Here is a 26,415-nt window from a genome sequence, read left to right as displayed (position 1 = left end):
TTAATTGACACCAATGCTTGGATCGTCGTTAAGCCGTGCAAAAGGGAACTCAGCGCTATTGAGATTCCGTCCTCTATAGCGCAGTATGAACGCTTGATGTTTGTCGATAAAGAGATTTTGGAGTAGGGTCGGCCACCGACCTTTATCAAATGACACGAGCCCTCGTAACTCCAGGTAGGGAAATACCGGCAGAGTCTTGGGCATTTTATGGAGCAACCAGTAAATTTCGAGATCAAAGCTACGTTCGTGGTGGGTGAAGCGAATAGGATAGCTCAACTGTGAGGCGCGATAAGTGACCTGTAGAGGTTTAAGCCGAGCTTCAGGGCCGTCCAGCGATGCTTTGATAGCCAAGAAAACATCTCCTTTCCTAAGGTAGATCTTTTGCAACTCATCAGGCATGCCTTGGAAGCCATTTCGCTTGAGCCACGCTTGAAAGGGCTCACCGGCTCCCTCAGCGAGAATCTCGATGGGTTCGATCTGATAGTTGCCGACTCTTTGCATGTCATGGACTTTAATTGTTCTATCCATAGACTTGCCTTTTGGCGAGCGCGACAAGCCACCGGAGCGATCAGGCGGAAAGAGTTGTTGGAGCTGCTCAAAAAAATGTTCCTCTCGTTCTTGATAGCGTGATGGGACAGATGGAAAAGGAAGCACCCAAGCAAGCACACGCGGCAGCTTCTTGCCGGCTTTGACCTCAGTTTGAAGGATCACGTGGGCATTTGTTCCGTCGTGATAAAGAAAGACTGACTGTGTTCCTTCTTTCACCGAGTCCTTGTAAGTCTGAGCATAATGCAAACAAGCAAAGCTACTCTTGGCGAAGAAAATCATTATAAAAGCAGAGATTAGGTGCGGGTATAACATGAGCCTCATTCAGAGTTCTAAATGGAATTCGTAATAGTTTCCTGCCCTGAGCTCGGACTTTGCTCACTGGTATTTCATTCTTGGTCAATCTGCAATTAAATGCAAGTTAGTTGACACGGGTGACCAACGTCAGACAAGCCATGTCATGTGGCACAATAACGCTATCTCAGGCAAGGGGTTCGGGTTCGAGGAGGAGACGCCGCTTGTCAAAGGCACCAAGTGTGCCACCATCAACGGCTTCAACCTCCAGGCCGGCGCATTCGTCAGCGCCACGAACCGGCGGCACCTCGAAGAACTCGTCGCCTACATGACCCGGCCACCCCTCGCCACCGACCGGCTCAGCGTCAACGACCACGGTGACCTTGTTTACACCATGAAGCGCGTCTTCTCGGATGGTACGCGGGCAATCCTGTTGTCGCCCATGGAGCTCACTCAAAAACTCTGTGCGATGGTGCCTCCTCCCCGCGCGCACTAAACGCTCGACACCGGCGTCATCTCGCCGCACAGCAAGTGGCGCAATCTGATTGTGCCGGGTCCGAAGGCCCGTCAGGGCTTCAACCGTGAAACCGTCGACAAAAAGAAGGTCAAAAACCACCGCTGGGCGAAACTTCTGAGGCGCATCTTCAAATCGCCCTAGCGCCCTCATGATGAAGTCTGCACCCTAGAGTGAGGCTCTCCATGAACTATCCCGACCAATCCTCACGCTCTCTGACAAGAGCGCTCCGATATGGTCAGAGTTTCGTGCTTCAACGGGCGGGTAACCTCGCCCTCCACACCTGAGGACGGTTCCCGTCCCGTGACAAAGCCTGTCAAAGCATAATTCAAGATCACACGTGCAGCATTCACGTCCCGGTCAATTTTGAGCTGGCAGTCGTACTTTTTTTAAGTGACGCGGATTAGCGATGAGATACTGGGCGTAGTCGTCACCAACGATGGTCACAAAGTTGGCGGTGCCCCAGTCAATCCCGACGGCCGCTTGACCACTTGCTCGATATGGCCGCAGCGTCAGCAAAGCTGATCGACGCAAACCACTTTACTAAGTATCAGTTTCGCGAGCACGCCGAACTTGTCGGTCAACTACCGCGGTTGTTTATCGAACGCACCGGCCAAGCAAAAATGGTGCCTTTGCAATGCGCGTTACTGGGATAATTTACTTATTAATAGCTCTGCGCCAGCGCCTTCAGATGCTCGTTTGATTCAAAGTTTGCCAATTGGCGCAGAATTAACTTTGACTCTTCATCTCCGGCCTTTGCCAATACATTGATCACGGACTCTTTTAAATATACGCTAGTCGCACGGTTGTAGTGGACACCAAGCTGTTTGACCACTCTATAGCTTGGGGTGCCTTGGCCCAGAGCTTCGATAGCAGAAGCGGCAACGCTCTCGTCTGGATCTTGATCCAGTAAACTTAAGAGAACTTCCTCTGCTTCTGGGTGATTCAAGTGTCCTATGGTTCGGGCTACCTCTTTTAGCACTGATACCTCGACATTCGAAAAAAGAACGTCCTTTACGCGCTCGAAATATCGGGAATCGCCGTGATTTGCCATTGCTGCCAGCGACTGTACCAGTGTTTCATCACCCGCATATGACATTGCAAGGAGACGCTTAACTACTCCCGCCGTTTGCACTGGGCCTAAATTTCGAGCTACAGATCCCAGAGCCATCAGAGCGGCAGACTTAGACTCTGGCAGGAGCTCCACGCGATCCACCACGGCTGCAAGTGCGTCAAGTGCAAGAGAGGACGGTGCAGTGTGGCTGCCCATGCTTATGACGCTTTGAAAAATCATGATCTCTTGCTCAAGGGATGCCTCAATCATAATGGCACACAACGCTTCCTGTGCCAGCGGGCTACTTTGATCACCCATCGCGCTGATCACTAAGGTTATGTCGTCTTCAAAAAAGGGGCTTTTTGGATCGCGCCCCATCAGCTCACTTTTAGCCTCAATGATACGCGAGGGATTCTTTTGAAATTCTCGAATTAGTCTTGAAAAAAAGCTATTTTTTCCCCTTTGCCGATGCTCGGGAGGTAGTTTATTGAGTGCAGTCAAAATCTCGGAAACTCGCCCAACCAAGGGCACAAACGGTGGGCCCACACCATCATCCTGTTTGAAATCGCTGCCTCTTTCAAAAGGCATAGTAAAATTTATTGAGTAGTCGGCGGTGCTCTCACTGACCAGCATCAGCACGGACGTCAAAACTATAAAAAACATGTAACGCAATGCGCACCCTCCCTACTCAACGGAATCTTCGAACAATTTTGGTAGATCTCCGGGGTCACACTTTTTTCTAGTGGAGCTTTCATAGAAAAGCTTATTTTTTCTATTTTGAAAAAGTGCCAGGCCTTCGCACCTTTGGTCTTCGAGCTTGCTGTTGCAAAAATTATCCAGATCACCGAAAAGTTTCGAATGAGCTGACTTTTCGGTAGCTAGAGACCTACTTTTTTCCACGTTATCAGCGTGATCTGCCAAACATTCGATTGTGTGAATGAGCACCCGTCGCGATTCTACAAGATCCGCAAGACTTCGGTAGCAGCTGCACCCATCCTTTATCTGTGTAAAGCCTTCCCTTGCGTTTGGCTCCTCGACCAACACCGTAGGATTTGTATGTGCGTATGCCTTCCAGCTTAGTGACTTTGGAAATTGCACCAAAGGATAATGCCAATCCTTGCGGAGGTACTTTTTTTTGAATTGTCCAAAAGTATCAGCCATTTTTGAAAATCGATCGAATTGTCTAATGATGCCAACAATAGAATCGTAGATAATATCAAGCCTGTCATCTAAACCCGCTGATATTGAAAAGGAGAGGTTTCCCCGCAATGCGTGCAGAGCATGCTCATAGTCAACGCTAGTGATGATCCATTTTTGATCATCACTTGACCTCGTGTAACGCATTGAAGCCGACGCTGACTGCTCGAAATCAACTAGCTCAAGACTGCCTCCCAAAGTGGACTTGGCACCGACGACGGAGCCGAGTCCAACTCCGCCTTCAACAGATGCTGATATGCTCACATTGACATCAGGGGACGCAATCAACGAGGTGGCATGATCAGGAAGACAATTGGCACTACCTTTTCCACCGCAATCGTTTGTGGATCCTAAAACCCTAGGTAACTCCGTTTGTAGATAGCTATCAAAACAAACCTTTCCTGACGATCCAAGACGAACCCCACCCATGGCTCCGATAGCCGGAACTACCTCGTTCTCGACTTGAAGCTCTGGAGAGAAGTTCACGTAGCGACAAGCCTTTAAACTTGTCTTCACTCGATTTTGGGAAACCTTGAGTCCACCGCTGTAGAGTCCTCGTCCAAAGGAATACACTTTCAGATTACCGATACTTCTAGAATCAAATAAATCGGGACCGAAATTTGACACCGATGCCTGAATATCAAAGGCCTCACCTTTTTCAAAGCGACACAAAGGAACGATCTGATTTCTGAATCCCTCAATGTTCAATTGCCTGAAATGGTCCCAAAATCCTGCACCAGACATTGCCGTAGTGTTGCCACCATTTTTCACGTAGCCATCCAAGACTTCGTTTATCGTCTGTGCCTCGGCAACTGCTTGGCCAGCCTTGTTAATGTAGGCACATAATTTATCGATCCCTACTAAACCTCTGCCTTTTGCTAGGCTACCAATGATGCCCGAAACTCTGTGGTCAAAAATATACCCATCGACTTTGAATTTTGTAGAAATTTGCTGATTTGCATTATCTCCGATGTTTTGTCGCATCGAACCATGAAGCATTACAGCGAAGTTTTTCTTTATTCCAGATTGATCTCGTGATCCTGTAACCCTCGGTGTGTATCCAATCAGAAGATACTGCTCGATTGCATCCCTCTCCGTCTGAAAAACTGTATTGTCACAATATCTGTTATGAGCTGCTGGCGGGACTAAAGATCCATTCTTGTTAACCACATGGAACCAGGGCGTGTCACTCGTTGGTTTAAATTGACAACTGATGTCAAACCAGCTCTTCTTGTACCGGCTAAAGTCGAAATTTTCCTTGGCTAGGTCGTATCCGAAGTCTCCCTCTTCTTCACTTTGATCTTCAAGACTCGTGCCGGCCCAAATTGGCGATGGCGTGGAAAAAACAGCAGAGACGTTGGAATTGTCTCCCGATTTACAGCCCGTAAGTAAAATTGAGATAATTGAAAACCAAATCATCCTCGGATCCTTGTTCTGGTTTTCTCCACCTAATTCTGTTCGGAATTTGAATTCACATTGTTGCTGGGTCTTAATTTTTTGCCCAGTGTTCCAGTAGTTCCAGACTCGCTGGAGACACACGATCCTACAAAAAATCCATCGGAGAATGTTTTGGGATCTTTAATGAAAAAAAAGAATTCTTAGAAATAATATGGCCTTACGCTTCGCTATTCAATTGCGTTAATGGCTGCATACAAGAAGAAGTTCAAGCCCACCACCGATTCGAAGCACAGTCTACGGGTAGCAAAAAACGCCCTGAAACGCAATTTTGCACCGAGTACGCCCAGACTGTCGTGGGCCGAAAACAACGCCTACTTTTGGACCCGCGAGGAATGGTTATATCTAGCTTTCGCGTTTAGCGCGCCATATGATCTCATCAAGACTATCACGCAGAAGCATTTGTCCATCGTTGGTGATCACAAGGCGAAATGGTGGTAGCCCGTGACCAGCGGTGCCGGATTGCCAGACGATCTGATTTTTCTGATCGATGATCACTAGATTGCCATTATCAAGTAGCTTGGCTGAAACTGGGGGTGAGAAGTTGCCAGACGCCCGAGATTTGTTGGGAGGGCTCGACCAAACTCTGCGTGATGATGCCATCAAATTCAGTGAGCCGTCCTCCTTAAGCAGCACCTGATAGTGACCATTGAGCGATATTAGCCCCGAGAACTTGCGCTGCGAAATGACTGTGTCGGTCGATAGATGGGTGGAGGGAGTAAATTGCCACGTGTCACCGATCAAGCCGGTTGTCTTACTCACAATCTTTTTTTCGCCGTGGGGGAGAGAAACAAGCATGAATGCCTGCACGTTTTTCCCTGATTCACATCTTTCAAGATGTAGATCCTGGAACGTCGTGGCCCTCTCAGTTGATGTTGCGAGGCAGTTATCGGTTGCGAGATGCCGCAGTTGTACATAACTGTAACCAGGTAAAGGACTCAGGTACCAATGCTGGGCTCGTGCGGGACTACAGGTGGACACACTAATATCCGATGTCTTTGGGCCGAGTTTTTGCTTATCCACTTGAATCAAGCATTGGTTCGTACTTATGTTGCGGATCTGGTAGGGGCCTCCTTGCAGCTCATTGCGGTCCTTTACCGATGCGACTATATGCTTGACGAGTTGTACCGCCGCACGATCTTGTACCTCCAGGCTACGATCATCGTCGGCTGTGCGCACGATGATCATGTCGAGCGACGGAATAATGGCAATCATTTGACCAAATATGCCCTCGGCCAAGTAGGCGTCATGGGGTAAGTCTTCGAGCTCTTCGGGCTTGAATGCGGCAACCTTTAAGGAAGGTGGCGCCTGGCTGCTAAACCTGAGCGGCATATCGAGGTGCCACAAAAAACCATAAAAGGCGAAGCATTTTTGCTGAGCCAAACTCAATTTAGAATCCCAAAGTCCCCCGCATGGCGTTAGTGAAGCATCGATCCAATCTCTTGGGATGAGTTGCTGCCCTTGCCAGCGCCCACGGTCCAGGTAAAGTTGTCCGAATTTAGCAAAATCGCGCGCTGTAGCATACAATCTGGCATAAGAGCGGGTCCGACCACTCATATCTCCCAGCCACTCAGCAGTCATGCCGATCGGCTTAAAGATGCGCGTATAGGCGTAGTCGGCTACGGACTGGCCAATGGCCTCTTGAATGACCTGCGATAGTACCGCTGGGTCACCGGTAGAGTAAAAAGCATAATCACCTGGTTGATAGGATTCCCCGTCTGGGCGCTCCCTGAGTCCCTGAAGTGCGACGTAGGCCACCGGATCTCGTGATCGACCCGCACCGTCCATCATCGCTAAATCAAATTGACCAGGAAAATTCCAAACACCGCGATCGCTATTCCAGTCCTCTGACCAGTCGAGGCCGCTTGTTAAGGTCATCAAGTGTCGTATTGTGATGTTTTGGCGCCCGTCACACCGGGGTAGACATCCGGGGTAGCGCCACTGAGGAATCCAAGTTCCAGCCTTGGCATCGACACTGGGGATTTTACCGTCCGCGATTGCTAACCCAATCAGCGTGGCGGTGACACTCTTGGCCATGGAGTAGCTATGATGAACGGTCGATGCATTAGTACAATTGCTGGTCCCTGATTCGTCGTCGCAGCCAAAGTAGGCCTCGGCGGCAATATAACCATGGCGCGTGACTAAGATGCTAGTGACGCGATTTTTAGGGTCTGCGGCTGACTTGATGGCAGATTCCAGTTTAGCCTGGTCAATGCCAAGTTTTGCCGGTAAGCATCGGCGCCAACCTAGCGTCTGATCGTATGCGAGTGGCTTTTGTCCGCATTCTTCATCGCCAGCATGGGAATTAGCAATTTGTATCTGCTTTGACTGCTGGAGGCCGAAGTAAAGTGGCTGTCTGCGCATAGTCTTCAGATTAAAGCCTGTCGTACTGGTACATTGCACGACAGATATTGCGGCGATTATGAAACGTAATTTTGACTTCATGGATTCCATGAATGTCTCCGTATGCGCGTAACAAAAAAATCCGAGGCACAAACCTTTTCGGGTAGACGCATCCAGCCCCCGAAGGGGCTTATGATATAATTGAGAGTGTATATCCTCTCTCGCTATGAGGCAAAAAACAGTACCATCACGGAGCAAGTGTGAAGCAAAAACAAGGTAGTCAGACGGCGATTTTTGTTGCCATCATGCGTGCTCTCGGGCATCGAGCCCCATGGGTGCCAGGATTCAGGGATCCGACTGCCGAAGTGTTTTTGGGCAAGCAATTTCGTAGCTTCGAGGCTTCGCTGAAATCAAAGATGGGCAAATTTCTGGCCCACAAACTAGAGACCTTTTGGAGTTCGCTAGCGGTTAATTTTCAATTTCGTACAGTGATCCTCGACCAGGTTATCGAGAATTCACTGCCATTTGATCAGCTTGTGATTCTCGGTGCGGGTTATGACGGAAGAGCCTGGCGTCTTGAATCACTCAAGAATGTTAAGGTCTTTGAGGTAGATCACCCGGCAACGCAAGAGGTGAAAAAGAAAGCCCTAGATCGTTTGGTGCAGTGCGCGGATCAGGTACAGCTGTTGCCTATTGATTTTACAACTGATGATCTCGGTGCATGCCTTGACGCGGCAGGCTTCGACTCGCGACTCAAGACTGTTTGGATTTGGGAGGGTGTGGTCATGTATCTCACCGCGGAGCAAATTCGACAGACGATGGCCTGCATCGCGGGGCGCTCGTCAAAGGACAGTCGGTTAGCTTTGTCCTATTTGCCTCACGGACTAAAAATTGGATCGCGCTTGGTGAGTCGTATCGGTGAACCGATGTTGACGGTTACTGCTCCTGGCGAGTTTGGCAAGCTGGCTGAGGGTACAGGCTGGAAAACCGAGAGCGACAGTGGAGTTGCTGATTGGCGGCGTGAATTGATGGACGGGAACCAAGTGTGGTTTCAGTGGCTACATCCCAAAAATTGGTACGAGCGTATCTGGGTTGGTGTTCCAACTATCGATGATAAATAGACATTATGTCGTATTATCATTCTGCTCCAAATCACAGGTGTGGCTCGCGGTAATCTCGCTACTAAAATATGCAAGTTTATTGCCGATCAGCGCGATATGGCATTACGCGAAAAAATCGGGATCTGGGGCAGAGGTCTTAATAGTTCTGCAGGCAGGCTACTAGGATCATGGGTGCTGCTTCTTATTTGTGCTGAGGCCTTCGGGCTCGGTGACTATCTGCATCAGCATATCACTAGTAAAGTGAATTTCACGGTGCGACGCCGCGCAGTGGGGGAGGGTCACCTCAATCCTAGGATCAAGATCTACGCCGTCGATGATCCCACGGCGGCAAAGCGCGGTGAGGTCAGACTTTCTGGTAGGGATTTAGTTCAGGTCTTGCATGCGATTGACGCGAAGTCTCCTCGTAAGATTATCCTTGATGCCATGTTTTCGCAGCGGAGTGAGTCGACACAGCTTGACCCCGCTCTTGCCTCAACATTGGCATCATTAAAAACACCTATCATCACGGGTGTCATGATAGCGTCGGATCCGATTGCACATCGAACTGTGATCGGTGATAAAAGATTGCCGATCCTGATTGACGGGAAAGATCGAGCACCGAGTCCCATCCGCAGAATGAAGCCAGCATTCATCTACGGTCCAGAGGGAGCGTATTTGCAGGCCTTTAACAGGTTCGGGCATTTCGTGGAATTTGCCGAGCATTATTTGGCTCCTGTAGTCTTGATCAATGACGTTGCGGCATTGCCCCATCTTAGCGTTCAAGCTGCGGATTCGATAAGCGTCATCGATAGTGAGTTGAAGATCGATGGCTACGAAATCGCCCTCGACAAGCGTGGGTTGTTGCCAATTGATTATCTAAGCACCGATGTGATTGCGCCAAGAATTCGGTCACTTGGGGGCTACTTCTCTGGTGATCGTTTTATGTTTTCCGATATTAACTCAGATGATGTCGTTGTTATTTTGACTGAATACACAAGTGGGGTGACGCGATTTGTAAGTTCGCCGTTTGGTCTTATTCCCGGACCTTTTGCTCTAATTTCCTGTTTAAATTCTGTGCTGAATAAAAGTTGGCTGCGTGCGGTGGGATATTCCTACGAGCTGATTTTAATCCTATCCTTTGTCGGTCTATTTATCGGTTTTACGACCAATCCATCGAGGTTTTTTCTACTTTTGGCAGGGTGCCTCACGGTGACTTTGGCCTGCTTCCTTTATCTTTTTATCGGTTGGGGCATCGAGGTAAAATGGCTGCTCCCGATGCTGGGTATCCTGGGATCGGCGGTCATCGGCCTTAGTGAACAGCGACAACGAGAGAGCATACGCCGCATTTTTCTCGAGTCGGAGAGAAAAACGGCTGCAGTGTTGCAGCGCGATTTCTTACCAGCATTAACGGCAAATCACGCCAGCTTTGAATTAGCAGCCACTTATATTGCAGCCGAGACCATCGGAGGCGATTGGTTTGCCCATGGTGTGATCGGAGATCGCTGGCTATATGTGCATTTGGGTGACGTGACCGGACATGGTGCTGCTTCGGCAATGCTGGCATCATTTGCCAAAGGCGCCACGGACGCTCTGCATGAGGCGCATCGGAGGCAAGAGGGTAAACCAGCTCCGTTAGCATTGGTTCATGAGTGCTTAAACCAGATCATGCGTACATCATCTGGTGAAAATCTTTACATGACGATGCTCTCGATAATTATCGATCTGCACACAGGTCATTTTTGCTACCTCAATTCTGGTCACGAACCAGCTTTCGTCGTCCAGGACGCCAAAATCACTGTACTTTCAAGTCCCACCAACAACCTACTAGGACACACTAGCGAGGCGATAGACACGCGCATTGGTAGTAGTCAAATCAAAGCTGACGACATGTTGATACTGTTTTCGGATGGCCTTCTTGATGCAACCTGTCCTGTCGATAAGAAACCTAGCCTTCGACTCTTGACCAAGCTTATTCACAGTGCAGACATTTCGAGTGCCGCGGGGCTGCGCAATCTGCTCGATTTGCGCTGTACGAGTCGATTAGATGCCAGTGCTAAAGCGAAATTCAGTGACGACGTCACCTTTGTAATAGTTAAATTGAAGAACAACGCGGAAGCTAGCGACGCTACTACTGGACAAGAGCACCAGTCAGCATGATCCTTTGCTGATTGTTGGTCATCACGGCTTGGAGTCTGACGGTACTTCCGTTTAGGCACGATTCAGGCACATCCCTGATGTAAGTCACTACGAGGTAACTTGGCAAACCGGGGTCAGCGTTTTCTGTGCGTAAAGGGTTACAACCGGGTGGAGTAGCAATCGACCAAGAGTGGGTTGTGGTCTCCGTCGCTATGTCTAATGCTGTGCCGTTTGGGGTAACAACCCTACAGCTTCCGTCCCAAAAAAATCCGCGGTTGGCGTAGTTTCTTGAGCAGCTGATCAGGAGCTCCGAGCTCACGTAGTCACCACCGGCCATGATGTTTTCGGAGCCATTGGTTGCTGGGCCTCCGGTGCCAGGTGGGTTAATGACTGCTATGGGCTGTTCTCCTAGAGTTGTATTGCCGCGATCCAAGGATCCACCAATAGGTTGAGGAGGAATAGCGAACAGGCCGCTTTGATCAGTGGGGCCATCCGACTTCCGACCGTCGTAGCTACCAGCTATGTTTACTGGGACGCTCGCCTGGTCTCTGACTCCGATACCCGCGGCACTTGTGGCGGCTCCTGTGGCAGCTCCTCTGGCGGCTCCTGTGGCGGCTTGATTAGCTCCGGTGTGGTTGCCACTTCTGTGCGACGCGTGGGATTCGTTCGACTTCGCGTCCGAAGAGCCGCCTGAGATTTGAGTTGTGTTCTCTTCCATGTGTACTGCATCGGTTTGTACCGATCCTGTGCCACCCGCACTTGCGGTTTGTAGCCCGGTGCTACAGGAGATTGTTAGCACAGTGCTAAGGACGGGAACTCGACACCGCAAATTTTTACCAAGCTTATGCATTTTATAGACCTTTTATTTCCACTTGCGACGCATATCGACACAATGGGATGAAATCTTGAGAAATTCATAAAAAGTCAATCAACACGGCGACATAGAGTCGAAGTTTGCACCTGATGGTTTTTGCTATGTTTTCTGCAATTCGCACTACGACGCCACTCAGGAATATGCACGATCTCAAGTCTTAGCCCAAAGCCACCGACCCACTATCGTTGATAACCCTTTTTGGGCGGGAGGGCGTGCTTGCATGCTACCCTGTCAATTCCGACTCAAGTCCCAGTGCCCCAATCTAAGTGACTAATATTACGTCACTTATAACTAGGTTGGGCACACATGCTGGTTCTGGACTTGAGGGTAAAACACTAAAGAATTCGGCGATGTACGCCGATACGAAGGGTGGGTTACTAGGAGTTCTATGGGTCACAAGACGCTACATAGCGCACAGTTTATGCTTGTCCATCGTCTGTCACGCCAGTTGATGAACAGTTGCTGTATGCTTTTTTTCATCGTGACGTTCCTGCTCTTGGGTGCCGGATGTAATCGCACGGTTAAGCTTGTCGATCGGCGTTCAAGCGAAGAGGGCGCTACGAGTGTCCGCGTGGAACGGGCTAAGTTTAAAGTAGCTAGTTTATCGAAATTTGTCGTTGCTCCCGGCGAGGACTTAACACTGCAGGGAGAGAATCTCGCTGCCCTGGCTAACACCAAAGTTCGGCTCGAGGCATTGTCCACGGCATCTGGAGCCACTGCACTAATCGGTGCCAGCTACGAGGCCAGCTTGACGATCAGTAGTGGCACTGAAGGTGTTCTTAAACTTCCTGACGAATTGCCTTGGGGGCTTTACGCCGTCAAATTTGAGTCGGAAGCCTCAACAAGACAGCTCATCATTTTTTCCAGTCAAGGTAACGGAGACTTTTCTGTGTATACGGCGGGTGCGGAAGCTGTGTGCTCAGGTCAAAAATTTGTCGACGCCAAAGGCACGGTCGCTACGGGGACCAAAGCTTGTATGGCGAGTCTCGCAGACTGTGGTGCCGACGGTGCTACAGGCTGCATTGCAACAACGTCCTACGCAGCGGCGGCAACCACGGGGCTTGCAAGTAAGATACTAGACGGAGCCACTGTCGCAGGAGTTGGGGGCAATGTGACGCTGCCAGCAGCGGACAAGGTGTCTACGGCAGCAGGTGCCTACGGCGTTGCCGGTACCAGTGTCACACCCGCGCTGGTTGCTTGCGCAAGTGACGGTGCTACCGGATGTCTAGCCTCAGCAGATTATCCAGCCGCCATGGCAGCAGGACTTGCGACTAAAGTTCTCGATGGGTCCACAGTTGCCGGAGTCAGTGGAGGAGTTACCCTGCCGCTAAGCACTAAAGTTCTGACGGGTACCAGTTACGGAGTAGGGGGCACTGCTAGCAGTGGACAACTCATACTACCTACAGCTGGTAAGGTTCTTAGTGGGACGTTGTTCGGTGTCTTTGGGTCCACGACCACAGGTTCTCTGATTCTGCCGCTTGAGGGCAATGTGGTTGCAGGTAGCTCAGCTTTTGGTGATCCCGATGCACCTAAGACGCCAGGACTCAACACCAGCTTTCCCGCGACGCCGATCGTTCGCCCCTCGTCACCGACAATCACCGCCACGACACTCAGCGTCGCTGCCGGACAGATCACTCTGGCTTGGTCGGCGGTGACCGGAGTAGACGGATACCTGGTTCTCATGTCTACGGCTGGAGCGATCACCTCGACTCCAAGCGATTTAGTCTCTTACACGAGCGGTAACGTCATTGGCTCTGCTAATGTTGTTTACGCTGGAGCAGCGCTGACTACCACTATCACCGCGGCGGTTGCATCAAACACAACTTATAGGTTTGCGGTATACAGCTACAAGGATGCCAATGGGCCGACTAGTCCGGTTTACTCCGCTAATCCAGGCATGAAAACCATGTATGGCTGTGATGCTTTAGCTGGTGGGACTTGGATCCCTGTACCGGGAGATACCGTGTACAGTACAACAGATTTCTGCGTTATGAAATACGCAGCCTCTGATGTAAATAACGTCGCCACTTCTGATGCCGGTGGCGCACCATGGGTCAATGTCACGCAGTCTTTTGCGAAAAACGCCTGTCAGAATCTTGGCGCAGGGTATCACCTAGTGACCAATAGCGAGTGGATGACGATAGCGGCGAATGCCGCAAATCGCTCGGATAATTGGACTGGTGGTGCAGTCGGAAGTGGTGCCTTAGTGAAAGGTCACAGCGACAGCTCACCGGGCTCGGTGTGTGCGCCAGATTCAAGCGATGGCAAGGCTTGGGTGCATGGGGGCACTTGTACAGGGCAGTTACAGGGTGCACTTGGAGCCGAGCAGCGGCGTACGTTTTCTCTGTCCAATGCCGAAATTCTCTGGGACTTAAGCGGTAACGCTTGGCAGTGGGTAGATTTGAGTAACGCGACCAGTAAGCCCACACCCGCCAACAACTCCTGGCAGAAATTTGGCGACCTAACGCCAACCGTCGATATGACGTTAGCGATGCTCGTACCACGAAACGCGGCGCAATCGTGGTGGACCGATACATGGAGCACGAGCGAGGGCGTGGGCTGGTACCGCGGTGGCACAAATGGAAGCGGGGGCGCATTAAGGCGCGGCGGAAACGGAGTTGCCGATGCCAACAGATCTGGCCTTTTCACCGCCGATCTCACGGTGGAGTCAGAGTACGCAGACGGATTTACTTCCTTCCGCTGCGCTTGGCATCCCTGACACCACTTATACAACGCGACATCAGAGGGCTAGGCTGATTCCAGCCCAGACCGTACGCGGCATTCCTGGCCTGACGCCGGCTGGACGCAAGGCCGCCACGTAGCGGCGCGCCGTCACATTGCGCACGTCGATGTAGAGACGTTGGCCGGGTGCAAAATCATAGCCACTGGTGAGGTCAAAGACTGCGTAGCTGGGGATCGCTTCCACTCGATTTAAGTCGGTGCTTCCGGCTTGCACTCGAGTGCGGCTTTGATAATGACCAATAATATGAAGATCTGGATAACCTGTTTTTGCTACGCCAATGCCAAAGCCGCCCATGCCATGGGGGACAAACGGCATATAGTCACCTTTTGTCACTGACGGCGCCCACTCTTCGAGTGTGGTCGAAAAGCTAGACTCGAAGCGAGCGTCTGTGTAGGTGTAGTTGGCGAATGTTGGTACTTTTAAACCTAGTCCAATGAGAGCGCCCAAATCTGTGCGGACCACAAACTCGGCCCCTTTGATCAGTGCCTTGCCGCCATTAAACTGAGCTCCTGTACCCTGGCCGCCACTGGCGTATAGGTCACGGCCAAGAATATTTTCGTAGCTATTATAAAATCCAGTGAACTCGGCATTAAAGATTTGGCTGAGATAACGCACGCCCGTTTCGACATTCCAACTGGTCTCGGGTTTAGTGTCACTCTCCGATCCGGGAGTCGGTGGGCCGAAACCGCGATGAACTCCCGTGAATACAGAAAGTTGTGGCGTAAGTCTGTATGCAGCTCCGGCGCCTGGTAGGGTCTGTGCAATTTTACTTTGCTTATTGGTTGGAGTGTTTACGCGATCAGGATCGGAGGCACCGTAATCATCCTGATTTAGTTCTAGTGCTTCATGCCGCGCACCGACGGTTAGATTCCAGTTGCCCATTTCGATATTGTCAATGACGTAGGCAGCGAGGGCGGCTACGCTGCCGATACGGTTATTGCCATTACCCGTGCCAGGTGTAGCCGCAGTAGTACGGACTAAGTATCCCTGGTTCATTTGATAGCGATCGTCATTTTGTAGACGATCTTCTTCGTCTTTATGTAGCCTAAGGCTAATATTTATTTCATGTCTGGTTGCTGTTCCAAATGTCTGACTTAAAATAGATTCAGCGCCTTGGCTGTAAAACCGCCGATTATTTGCCTTCACGGTTAGGGCATCCGCACTACTAGTCGTCCCGCGTATGACGTCGTATTCGGATGAGTATTTGATTGGATCTGAGAGGATGGACTTGATGTTGGATGCCGTAATACCGGTTTTGACGCTATCAAGTTTATACCAGTTACGATTTAGTTTTTGCTGATAAACGGTCGTAGTTAATATGGATTTTGGCAAGAATTCGATACTATGGCGTAGAGAAACAGCTTGGCGCGATAGTTTCATCTGATCTTTTTGAGCCGCAGCATATACGCGATATGGTGATTGATCGAAGTCGGCTTGCGACAGACCTAGATAAGATTCGGCTGAGTTTTCACCCGATACGCTGAGTTTGAGTAAAAGCTCTTGGTAACTGCTGGCGTCCGGGTCGGTGTTAAGGCGCATCTTGCCCATCACATCTTGAGCCGAGAGGCGGTTGGTACCACCGCCATCAATGTGCTTGTAGCCGTCCTCTCCAAGCTGATAGGTTTCAAGGAGCCAACCGAAGTTTTTTTGCGACCCCCCGATATTTAAGTGGACCCGGCGTCCATAGCGTTCGCCGATGGCGACGTTAGCTTTCGCACGCCAAGGAGCTTCCGGTATGCTGGTCGAGCGTAAGTTGATCGCGCCACCTACCGTATAAGGCCCATATTCAATGGAGCTAGATCCCTTGCGTACCTCGACGGACTCCATCCTGCCGGCGATGGGTAGAGAGTGGATAGAGGGAGCAGCGTACGGGGCTGGCGCGATAAGGATCCCGTCTTCCATCACCGTGATCTTTTGACTCCTAAGGACTCCGGTGCCGCGCATGCCTATGTTTGGGCGTAGACCGTAGCCGTCCTCGTCTTGGAAATACAGTCCTGGTACCTCCCAGATCATGCGTTGAAGATCAGATTGGTGGTGTTTCTCGATGGTGTCCTGACCGATCACATTGGTCGATCCTGGGGTGCGTTTTTGAGCTTCCTCATCTCCGGTGATCGTGATGCCACGCAGGTTATTTTTGTTTTTGGGAATTCCTGCCGTGGGTGCTGTTGACTTCCCACCCTGGGATGGTTTATCCAGTTCGGTTGCTGGAGCACTGGGGATAGAGATAGCAGATCCTTTGAGATCAGCGGCAAAAATTTGCTGCGAGCTATTGACGAGTATTACGAGCGAAAGTGATAAATTGCGCCGATCAAGTTTCATCGTCTGCCTCCGATTCTTTACCGTTACTCTGTCAAATCTTGGGAAACTCTAAAATACATAGGAAGGACGTAGTGACGCTCTCCAAGACCGTAACTTGAAGGTGCGGGGAACGGACTACTTGCGATCATGATTTCCTTCGCCGTGGTGTCGAGGAGATCATGGCCCGAGGATCCAGCAATTTTTAATTCTGTAAGGGTACCGTCAGCTTGAAGTGTGAACTCCACCATGACATCTCCCTCCATACGGCGCAGGCGGGCCGACTTTGGATAATACTCGTGGTCGCGAATTTGCTCGAGTATCAGGGATTCAAAGGTGCCTAATGATCCCTGGGCAGCACCAAGTCCAAGATCGATGGGCCCGGTTGGCTCGGCGTCTCCGATGGTAGCCGACGCGGTCCCGACAGGGGCTTGGGACTCGCTCCCTAGTGGATCACCGTACTCTTGGTTGGCGGCGATAACTGGAGGGTTTGTTGTTGGTAGTTGGTGTGACGCCGCGACCTTTTTGCTGCGCTTCATGCGAGGATGGGCGCGAGCACTCAGCGCTTTTGTTCCCGGTATGGTCAGGTGGACGACTTGGCCGCCACCCGCAAGTGTTATAGGCGCCTGCGGCGTGCAACTACGCCAAAGGACTCCCACGTGGATGAATATCGCGAACGACAGCATCACCATAGTCGATTTGTGGTTTGGCCGTGGGATGCTCATCAAGTAGTCACGTGAGTTATGCTGTTCATTAATCTATATCGAAAACCGCATGATCAAGGCCCTGCATAGTCATTGCTTCCGGTGCCTTCTCGAGCTCTAAAACTATGATCTCATTGCGGCCCTTTTTGAGCCAGACACCAGGGCAAAAAAGCGCCTGTTGGGGGCCAATATGCCAGTAGCGCCCCAAATTATGCCCATTAACGAAGACGACGCCTTTCCCCCAGCTTTGGGTGTCAAGATAGGTATCAGCAACCTCATTTAAATTTAGCTCTGCGCGGTAGAAGGTTGGTTGCTTGCTGTCGCTTTTATCGGTAACAGGAGAGAAGCGGAGTCCTGAAAGGTCTGTAAGTGGCAGCGGGTATATGTCCCAGTCGCTAAGTGTACCCTGTGAGGTTCTGACCTCTTTGGTTATTCCCTTGCGCTCGAAAGTCATATCTGGCCCATAGTTAACGCGGCCTTGGTTCTCGACCAGAATATCAAGATCCGAGCCCGATTTAAGATCAACATCCAAGTCGTCTTGCTTCAGGTGGCGATCTAGAGTTCCCTTTAATTCCCCAGAGTGGTGAATCCAGGCGTAGTCGCGTACATCGAGGACCTGGAGCTTGCCCTTATAATTAGTTTTTACTTTGTGACGATAGAGTATGAAGCCGTAGCCTTGGTTCACGTCCTCCATTGACATGATAGAAGTCGCATGGACGGGATTCTTCAGTAACTGCCAAAGCGGCGCCTGTTCCATAAACTGAAACGCAGGAATTTGCGTGAGTTTTGGCGTCTCTGGTACGGACGGTATTGACTCCCCTTCCGGCAGGTGAGTCTTAATCAGCTCCCGCACGGCATAAAACTTGGCGGTAGGATGCCCAGCCTCATTAATCGGTGCATCGTAATCGTAGCTGGTTGTGTCAGCCCAATAGACACCGTGATCGATATTGGCGCCGTTCATAAAGCCGAAATTGGTGCCGCCATGGGCCATGTAGAAGCTGACGTTGTAGCCTCGGTCAAGCATCCACTTGAAATTATCGAGCCCTTTCTGCATGGGACGATTAGAGTGCTTATCGCCGACATGGTCGTACCATCCAAACCAATATTCGGCATTCATACGGATGCCGTCAGGGCGGTACTTGTCTAGGATCCCGAAAGCCTCGTTGGCATCCTCATCCTGACCAAAGTTGAGCGTCAGGGGTAAATCACTAAACGATCCAGCGGCCAAGGATGCCGTAGGGTCGTTGCGATCAAGCACATTATCCGAAGTGAATAGCTGACCGTCGAACCCTGCCTTTTCCATCATGGCGCGGACGGCAGCCATGTATGCCTTGTCCCTACCAAACGAGCCATACTCATTCTCGACCTGGGTCATGATGATCGGACCGCCACGGTGTATCATGAGGCCTTTCACTTGCTCGGCTACTTTGCCCAGGTACCTTTCCATGTAGCTGAGAAACTTCGGGTCTCGCGTCCTAACCGCAATGTCAGGCTCCCTCAGAATCCACCATGGGAGTCCACCAAAATCCCATTCAGAACACACGTAGGGGCCTGGTCTGAGCACCACGAAAAGCCCCTCTTCATGGGCGGTCCGGATGAATGCTGCAATGTCGAGCTGGCCACTGAAGTCAAACTTGCCAGGCTCCGGCTCATGGAGGTTCCAAAATACATAAGTGGTGAGCGTATTTAGTCCCATGGCGCGTAGTAGCTTCATCCGTGCGCGCCAGTAGTCTCGAGGCACGCGACTGTAGTGCATATCGCCGCCTCGAATCAGAAAAGGTTTACCGTCGAGCTCGAATTGGCTCCCACTCGCTTTAAATGTGTGACCCACCGTCGCCTCGTTGGGATTGGCTGTGGTTATTTGTGCAAAAGCGACCATAAGTGCGAAGGATAAACCCGCCGCTACGGCAAAAGTCCTCATCAGAACAGATCCTCCACAGAGTCAGGCCGCTGGTGCCCTCCGAGACCCCGATGCTAGAGTAATTCTCTTAAATTGTTATCTAATATCACTAGAGTATTTGTTCTGGCGTTGTCTAGTTTAAAACCTTTGACCTGCGATTGTGACCTGCCGGCGATCAGGACGACTTCCTAGTCCCGAGGATCTCAAGAATCCTGCCGATAACGTAGTTTTTTTCAGCCTGCGAATCATAGCAATGGGCCGCAAATTTATAGTCACCGTTGCCATCGGGCAGAAACCCTCTGGGCTTTAGCCACCGGCGGCGTGGTGGTTTGCCCTGGCTCTTGTAATTAATTTCAATGTCGAGTCCATGGATGATGGCGTCGCTGATCGCCTTATGGAATTCATGGCGCCCACCTAAATCCATCATCGATACTGAGCCGCTGAGCTTCCAAAGTGTGTCTAGATCGGGCTCAGTTTTCAGTATCAGCTTGAAAAGCTCAAGTGTCGCTCTGGTATCTGCGAGGGCACGATGAGCTCGCTCATTGATGATGCCGCACCTGGCGCATAATGCCGCCAGTTTTGCACTCTCCCCTGGGGCGCATAGATAGTGTCTGGCTAGTCTCACCGTGTCTATCACTCTATTATTGCCAATATTAAGACCATGGCGCGTCATTTCAGTGCGGAGATAGGGAACATCAAACTTGATCCCGTTGTGCGCAATGACGGTGGAGTCACCGATAAATTCTTGGAGGTCCTCAAAGACCTCGCGAGGCTGACCACCTCGGGTGCGGGCCTCAGTGGTGCTGATACCGTGCACCCTAAAGGCACCAGACTCTACCTCGCAGTGGGGGCTCACCAGGGTGCAGAACTCCCTGGTAGAGCCGTCTGCAAAGGTTCGGATTGCAGCCACCTCGACTATGGCCCCATGGTAAGTACTGAGGCCAGTCGTTTCGAGGTCGAAACAGGTATACATGCATCACGCTCCCGACTTTAAAGTTGCATGCAGGATTCCTTTAAAAGCGTCTGGTGATCGCTAAAAGAGTACATGAATCTTTTTTGTTTTTCTCCTAATTTTGGACGCACGTTGGTTCACTAACTGACCGTAAGGGAATCACCTCCGGCATCTGTTCAGGCGTGGCTAGTGCCGAGGCGCAGCTTATCCAGTAGCGATGCCCCACCATCCCGTCGTCATAGCTAACTTCGTCGCGATAAATGCCACCGCAGGCCCTTATGACGCGGATCGATGCTTCATTGGTCGGCGACGTGCAGACTAGCAGTCCATTGAAGCCGAGCGCTCTGGCAATGATGATGATGTGCCTGAGCATTTCTTTGGCGTAGCCTTGGCCGCGAAACTTTGGGCGGACGACGTAGCCGACATGGCCGCCGTAGCGGTAGAGTGACTTAGTAAGGGCGAGGCGCAGGGTAATGCGACCAACAACGATGCCATTGACCTCAGCGAGTAAAAAGAGTGACGGTACGTGCCCGGATGGCAGATTGGTGCCCCGGCGATAGTTTTGCAAAAGCTGCAAGTAATCTTTGAAATCAGTACACTCGCCATACCCGAAGGCAAACGGCGTGCTAGAACCAAGGCTCTCAGCTCTAGCCGTTTCGAATAACTGTTCGTCACTTAAACTCGGAAATCGCAAGACAAGTTGTCTTGCACCTTTTTCACTCACGACATGCTCCCACAGGCGATTAGGTCGACACCGGGAGCAAATTATATGCCAGTGATCTTACCGGTCAGATTGGCCAGCAATCGGTCAATTTAGTCGTAACGGGTCTAGGGGACACGAGTTGTGTCCAGATTTTGACCAGTCGACGTGGACAGAAAATATGCCACTCATCCCTTTGAGGCGGGGCAATCGACGGATGACTCATCGTCAGCCAAGGTGTCTAATGGGTTTTGGGCCAATTGAAATGCGCATTTGAGCCAGCCTTGATACTTCGCAATCTGCGTCAGGGTCCCGTGACCCTCGTCACAAGGTGCATCAGTGCTAGGTCCCGAGATCAGACCGATCAACTCAAGTTTGCCGCCTCGGTCGAGAAATGCAGGGCCGCCAGAGTCTCCATGGCAGCCACCCTTGCGCGCGTAAGGCTTGATAGTAAAGGTAGTGGTCTCGGGCTCCATGAGATCAACCTCCACCCAGACTTGCCGCAAAAAACCAAACTCACCACGCAAATCCGGATGAACCTCACCCGAGCTCCCATAGCCAGCAATAAGCACGGTGTCACCGCTCTTCAGATTGTTTTTGTCAGCAATCGGCACTGGCTTAACCTTGTCGGGCAGATCGCCGCTAAAAGTCACAATGCCGACATCATAATGATAGCCCTTCGTCCACCGCGGATGGCGCATGATATTCGTGGTCTGAATGCCGGGTAGGCGCCAGTACCGCGGTCCGATGCCTATGTCGAGCTGTTTGGCATTAACCAAACAATGCGCCGCGGTGACCACCTGGTGGGGGCCGATCACCACGCCGGTGCAACGCATGGCTGAATTGGGTGTGGCTCTGGCAATGAGGGACACGGTATGGGCCATAGTCCTTTGATCTGGGTTCATATGGGGAAACTCACCACCGACGATCCGGACCTCGCTGGTTTCTTGTTTCTTATAGGCACGGCATCCACCGAGTAATAAAAGGACGAGACACAGGGTTGACGTATGACGTGATGTGGTCATGTTAACTTCTCCTCAACTATCTACATTCAGCTGAAATCAGAGGTCGTTGACTCCGTCTACACGCGATTCATCAATGGAGAAATAGTCCGTCGCTGCCAATTTTACCCGGGCCGTTTAGCACTAGAACAGCTGCGGCGTGCGCGGCCACGGAGAACGAGATCTTACCGTTCACGGAACGATATTCCTGGCCACTGACGGCATCTCGGTAAATACCAGGTGTGACTCCCGTGACCGTGATGTTCTGAGCTGTCCCTGCGGCGAGTCCCACGACCGCATAACTATGGGTTTCCGCGTGATCCCGGACGAAGGACATGCCGCTACCCCATTCCTGCACCTGCTGCATCCGACCCTTTTGCAGCGCTGGTACGGAACGACGAATCAGGTTCAGCCGTTTTATGTGTTGATAGAGTGGGTGTGCTTTAGTCTGTGTTAACCCTGAGGATGCCAAGTGCGCGCCAAAATAGGCGCGACCCGTTTGGTCTAGAGTCATCGTCGGGCCGTCGATATCTTGCGGTAGCCCTTTTTGGAATTCTATTTCCTCACCGTAGTAAAGGCAGGGTATCCCGCGGATGGTCCAGAGGAGGTTATAGACCATGGCAGCCTTCCACATCTCACCACCAAACCGATACTTGAAGTCGTTGTCAGGACCTACATCATGATTCTGGAAAAAAGTAACTAACTTACTCGCGTCACCATAGATCCAGTCCCAGTTTAGCTGGGCACCGATGCCACTAAAATTGCCGTTTTTGATATTATCTCGAAACGTCGCAAATAAGGGGAAATCGATTACCGAAAGTCCCGAATCAGGACCCGAATAAGGATCACTCGCTAGCGTCGCCCGCCTCGTGTACCACCACGGTCTAATCACAGCTGATGCGTTGTCATTGCTAAGTTCCTGCCCCAGGCCACTGCCCTTGACTAAGTTCTCGCCAAAGACAAAAAGATCAGGTTTATAGGCCACCCAGTCATCAACAAATGACAGCACGTTGTCCCGATCAAGGTGCTTCAGCGTGTCAATACGAATGCCGTCGATGCCCATGTCAATATACTTATGGATGGCCTGGTTTAGATAATCTTGGACATGCTGCCGCTCCGTAGCCAGGTCAACGGCATCACCAGCTAAGTGCTTGCGCTGTAGTGCCCGTGGATTTTCCCAGTCACCGCCGGCCATAAATCCGTCCAAATGATACCAATCAGGATCGAGTCTTTTTGCGTCGATACCAAAAAAGCGCTGGGGATCGTAACCTGGCTTAGGAACGACGACGCCAGTTACAGGATCGCGTAGCGGTCTTAAACCGGCAGCGTCGCTAAATTGGCGCTCAGCAAACCAGCGCGGCGCCAGTGGGTTGTCGTTATCTTCACGATACTCACTACGGTAATCACCTAAATGACCCAGATATGGACCATGGTTAATCGTACTACCGTTTGCAGGCCGGAAATATTTGATGGGCAGATGATCGATCCAAACTTTGCCCCGGATTCCGTACTGACTAGAGTGATTGATGACCACATCTTGGATGATTTTCATGCCTTTGGCGTGCACGGCATGAATCAGGTCCTGGTAACTTGCGTCGTCTGATTCAAGGCGAGGGTCGACGCGCTCCCAGTCGTAGCCATGATAGCCATGGTAATCGAGGCCGCTGCGATTCTCGATAGGTGGCGTAATCCAAATGGCCGTGAATCCCAGATCCCTAATGTAATCTAGTTTAGAGATGAGTCCACGGAAATCACCGCGCCATTGTGGGTCACCTAGCTTAATACGGTCACGGTTGTAGTAGTTGTTGCTTGGATCGCCATCATAAAAACGCGCCGTCATCACGAAGTAGATAGACTCTTCCCGAAAGTCGGTCGTGGCACCGTGCTGCGATGAGGGGTGATCTTTAGAGGCGCTGGCGATAGCTTGGTTCGACAACAGCAGAGTCAACACATAACCAACTGCAGAACCAATGATAGCCTTCATAGGTACGGCCCTTATTTTATAACCACTAATAGAGAATACCGGCTATGTTAATCCCACGGTCACATTTAACCTAGCTCTAAATGAGTCGCGATGAAATTCGTTACGGCGTGAGCCAAGTCTTGGCCCTCGGGGAAGTAATGGTGGAGCATGAGAGTTGCGTGCGGTGTCCATTGACCGCAAAACTCATGGACCGTTCCGCCCTGGCGGCGCACTTTGGCGATCAGGAGACGGGCATCATCGCGCAGGATCTCATGGTCACTGTAACTTATGAAAAGGGGCGGGAGACTATGATGATCGGCATGCAGTGGCGACAAATCTGGCAGATCGCGCTGATAGTCTCCGGTATAGTTTAAAAAATGTTTGCTGTAGAGCCTCTTAGTGAAAGGGCCGTAGATCGGCAACAGACACTCTTGGCGCCAACGAGTATCTAGGCTTGAAGCACTAAATGTCAGATCCGTCATTGGGGAATCCAAAAACGCAGCGCAAGGCATAGCAAGGCCTGCATCTTTGAGACGCAGGAGTAGCGATAATGCCAGGCACCCGCCAGCAGACTCGCCGCCCAAGATGATATTGCGCGCTTCATATCCCATCGTTGTGAGTTCATGAAACACCTGCCACACCTGATTACTAGCGACTGGATAAGGGCTCTCAGGAGCGAGGCTATAGTCAGGAGCGACTACAGGGCAGTTGAGTTTGTCGGCGAGCCTGGCGAGAGCTGAGCCATGGGTTTTACTAGAGCAGATCATGAAACCGCCCCCATGGATGTATAGAATAACTTTGCTGCTATGTTTTAAAACCCTTGGCCTGAACCATGTGCAGTTGACATCTTTAATCAGCGACTTTTGGAGCGATACAGAAAGGCTGGCGCTTGTAATTTTGGTGACTTGCCAACCCACTAAGTCGAGTAAATGCGACCCGAGGCGGAACAGTTTTCTACCGATGCGCTGCGGCGGCATGGCAAGCACGGTGAATATCAATTCGAGGTAAATCTGGAGCAGTCTCAAGACTATTCTGGCGACGCGCAAACGCAGAGACATCTGTGCCACGAAATAATCTCCAGTCCCAGGTGTTCTCTCCATTCTAGCATTAAGCTAGCGCGGGAGCTCACTGCAGCTGAAGCAGGTAAGTGACAGCAGCCTTCAGATCCTGGTTCCGCGCATCCAAGCCTATCATGTTGTCCATGGCTGAGGCCATGGCCTCGATACTGTCACGGTAGGACGCGGAGCCAGGAGATTGTTTCTCGACCTGATTGCCGTTACTCACCGGGGTGTTGATGACCATGGCTAGCTCAAGGGTAGCAAGGTTAAGCCAGTATTGTTGGAGGATCACCGTGTCCATTACGGTCACTTCCATAGTCGGGGCAGTGCCAAAATATTCCGTAGTTTGTGTCCTTGACGAAGCATGGTAGCGCCACCAGATGGTGCGCCCGCGATCAGATATCGTGCGCTCGGCGCTAAAGTCTTGCTCGTAAACGGGAGCTTGATTCAAGGAGGTATCGGCACGCAAGGCAGTTGAGTTAAGTGCTGCCAGCATCAGAGCGACTGATGTGAGGCGTGTCCGGAGTGTCGTCATGGGTGGGTCCTAAAGCATCTTTAGTTGAGATGCTCCGTTTATCACACCGGCACGCATTCGTAATGGCAAAAACATGATCCAAAAAAATACGGCGATCTTCGAGGGTTAAGATCGCCGTACGGGAGCTGGATGTGGACTTTTAATCGACGCGACGGACTTTAACAGCCGACAGGACATGGACATCAACGGTGGCCGGGCCGTTAGAGCCAGCGGTGAGTATTCGTACGTCGACGCGGCTATCTGCAAGGCGCGCGGTCTTATGAAGGTCGACACCAATTGCTGCACCCACACCCACGTCGGCGATCATACAGTACCAGCCGTTCGGATTAAGTAGGCGGTATTTTGTGATGGTTAGCACATTCACCGCGACGGGGATTACCACCAACTCTGGTGCAGCCGTGACGTTGGTGTCTTCGATGGTGGAGCCGAACCCGAGGATATTGACCGATACGCCCAGGTTTCTGTAGGGAGATGATGCGTTAAACGGTGAGTTAGCTCCCCAAACGGTCAGACATTTATTGATCCCGGTGCGCAATTTCTTTTCCTGTTCACAGGTGTCCCAGCCCTTGGCAGGTCGTTTTGGGCACACCATCTCCGTCAACTGATTGCCGGGCGTCCCTTTGTCTTCGACTACGGTTGTGGATGTGCCTGGTTTTCCATTTGACTCTGATTCACCGGGGGACGTGCCAGGCGTTTTATTTTCGGTGCCCTCATTGGGATTACTGCCACTTAGCTCGTTTGAAGCGAGTTGACTCTTCGCGGCCGACGCAGGGCTATTTAAGGAGCTCTTCGGTCCCGTGCCGGTACCGAACTCATTGGCGCCGGTGAATTCACTAGATCCGCAGCCAATGACGCTAAAGCCGATGATGAAAAGACCAATCTTTAGAGACTTATTGATGTTTTGCATGGGGGGTGTTCCTACCTTGGGTTAAAGATGAACTCTTATCGGCGGGAAAAGCGCAAAACTTTAGCGCAATAATCCATTAAACTGAATTTACTGAAAAAATTGGCTTTCATTAAATTCAGAAAAGTGCGTCTTCCGAAGATTTTG

General features: G+C 51.1%; 19 protein-coding genes. 4 read left to right on the top strand and 15 right to left on the bottom strand.

All coding sequences use genetic code 11. The features are described 5' to 3' along the window. Positions 1-870 carry a DUF2330 domain-containing protein gene (locus FJ146_08615; protein MBM4252019.1) on the bottom strand — a complete coding sequence of 290 codons (870 nt, stop codon included), beginning with the start codon at positions 868-870 and terminating at the stop codon, positions 1-3. Between the two features lie 136 nt (positions 871-1,006). On the opposite strand from FJ146_08615, the gene FJ146_08610 reads away from it, so the two are divergent. Next, positions 1,007-1,336: a hypothetical protein gene (locus FJ146_08610; GenBank protein ID MBM4252018.1), complete on the top strand. Its 330-nt coding sequence runs from the start codon at positions 1,007-1,009 to the stop codon at positions 1,334-1,336. Positions 1,337-2,018: 682 nt separating this feature from the next. On the opposite strand, the gene FJ146_08605 is transcribed toward FJ146_08610, so the two are convergent. From FJ146_08605 to FJ146_08595, 3 genes are all read right to left on the bottom strand, one after another. Then, the gene (locus FJ146_08605) at positions 2,019-3,080 is read right to left on the bottom strand and encodes a HEAT repeat domain-containing protein (GenBank protein ID MBM4252017.1); all 1,062 of its coding nucleotides are present in this window, start codon (positions 3,078-3,080) and stop codon (positions 2,019-2,021) included. Between the two features lie 12 nt (positions 3,081-3,092). Next, positions 3,093-5,024, bottom strand: coding sequence for a hypothetical protein (locus FJ146_08600; GenBank protein ID MBM4252016.1), 1,932 nt, complete (start codon positions 5,022-5,024; stop codon positions 3,093-3,095). A 381-nt stretch (positions 5,025-5,405) separates the two neighbouring features. Further along, positions 5,406-7,514 carry a hypothetical protein gene (locus FJ146_08595; protein MBM4252015.1) on the bottom strand — a complete coding sequence of 703 codons (2,109 nt, stop codon included), beginning with the start codon at positions 7,512-7,514 and terminating at the stop codon, positions 5,406-5,408. A gap of 149 nt (positions 7,515-7,663) precedes the next feature. Between FJ146_08595 and FJ146_08590 the strand changes: the two genes are divergently transcribed. Both FJ146_08590 and FJ146_08585 read left to right on the top strand, forming a co-directional pair. After that, positions 7,664-8,524, top strand: coding sequence for a class I SAM-dependent methyltransferase (locus FJ146_08590; protein ID MBM4252014.1), 861 nt, complete (start codon positions 7,664-7,666; stop codon positions 8,522-8,524). Positions 8,525-8,620: 96 nt separating this feature from the next. Continuing rightward, the gene (locus FJ146_08585) at positions 8,621-10,660 is read left to right on the top strand and encodes a CHASE2 domain-containing protein (protein ID MBM4252013.1); all 2,040 of its coding nucleotides are present in this window, start codon (positions 8,621-8,623) and stop codon (positions 10,658-10,660) included. Here the strand turns inward: FJ146_08585 and FJ146_08580 are convergent. Further along, positions 10,632-11,489: a hypothetical protein gene (locus FJ146_08580; protein ID MBM4252012.1), complete on the bottom strand. Its 858-nt coding sequence runs from the start codon at positions 11,487-11,489 to the stop codon at positions 10,632-10,634. The genes FJ146_08585 and FJ146_08580 overlap by 29 nt on opposite strands. Positions 11,490-11,901: 412 nt before the next feature. On the opposite strand from FJ146_08580, the gene FJ146_08575 reads away from it, so the two are divergent. After that, entirely contained in the window at positions 11,902-14,232 is a 2,331-nt protein-coding gene (locus FJ146_08575; GenBank protein MBM4252011.1) for a hypothetical protein, read from the top strand. A gap of 21 nt (positions 14,233-14,253) precedes the next feature. Here the strand turns inward: FJ146_08575 and FJ146_08570 are convergent, their stop codons facing one another. From FJ146_08570 to FJ146_08525, 10 genes are all read right to left on the bottom strand, one after another. After that, a complete protein-coding gene (locus FJ146_08570) occupies positions 14,254-16,575 on the bottom strand; it encodes a TonB-dependent receptor (GenBank protein ID MBM4252010.1) in 2,322 nt (773 codons plus the stop codon). A gap of 23 nt (positions 16,576-16,598) precedes the next feature. Continuing rightward, positions 16,599-17,276 (bottom strand): TonB family protein, encoded by a 678-nt coding sequence (locus FJ146_08565; protein ID MBM4252009.1) that lies wholly within the window; start codon positions 17,274-17,276, stop codon positions 16,599-16,601. A 28-nt stretch (positions 17,277-17,304) separates the two neighbouring features. Further along, positions 17,305-19,176 carry a beta-galactosidase gene (locus FJ146_08560; protein MBM4252008.1) on the bottom strand — a complete coding sequence of 624 codons (1,872 nt, stop codon included), beginning with the start codon at positions 19,174-19,176 and terminating at the stop codon, positions 17,305-17,307. Positions 19,177-19,330: 154 nt separating this feature from the next. After that, positions 19,331-20,128, bottom strand: coding sequence for a 3'-5' exonuclease (locus FJ146_08555; protein MBM4252007.1), 798 nt, complete (start codon positions 20,126-20,128; stop codon positions 19,331-19,333). A 94-nt stretch (positions 20,129-20,222) separates the two neighbouring features. After that, the gene (locus FJ146_08550; protein ID MBM4252006.1) at positions 20,223-20,876 is read right to left on the bottom strand and encodes a GNAT family N-acetyltransferase; all 654 of its coding nucleotides are present in this window, start codon (positions 20,874-20,876) and stop codon (positions 20,223-20,225) included. A gap of 119 nt (positions 20,877-20,995) precedes the next feature. Further along, a complete protein-coding gene (locus FJ146_08545) occupies positions 20,996-21,832 on the bottom strand; it encodes a trypsin-like serine protease (protein MBM4252005.1) in 837 nt (278 codons plus the stop codon). A 70-nt stretch (positions 21,833-21,902) separates the two neighbouring features. After that, complete coding sequence (locus tag FJ146_08540; protein ID MBM4252004.1) at positions 21,903-23,792, bottom strand: alpha-amylase; 1,890 nt, start codon at positions 23,790-23,792, stop codon at positions 21,903-21,905. 65 nt (positions 23,793-23,857) lie between these two features. Next, on the bottom strand, positions 23,858-24,871 hold the full coding sequence (locus FJ146_08535; GenBank protein ID MBM4252003.1) for an alpha/beta hydrolase: 1,014 nt from the start codon (positions 24,869-24,871) through the stop codon (positions 23,858-23,860). Positions 24,872-24,896: 25 nt separating this feature from the next. Further along, positions 24,897-25,364, bottom strand: coding sequence for a hypothetical protein (locus FJ146_08530; protein MBM4252002.1), 468 nt, complete (start codon positions 25,362-25,364; stop codon positions 24,897-24,899). A gap of 139 nt (positions 25,365-25,503) precedes the next feature. Then, on the bottom strand, positions 25,504-26,271 hold the full coding sequence (locus FJ146_08525) for a hypothetical protein (GenBank protein ID MBM4252001.1): 768 nt from the start codon (positions 26,269-26,271) through the stop codon (positions 25,504-25,506). Positions 26,272-26,415 lie beyond the last annotated feature (144 nt).

Source organism: Deltaproteobacteria bacterium (assembly GCA_016874735.1).
Taxonomy (GTDB): Bacteria; Bdellovibrionota_B; Oligoflexia; order Oligoflexales; family CAIYRB01; genus CAIYRB01.
This window is presented reverse-complemented; position numbering and strand designations above follow the sequence as displayed.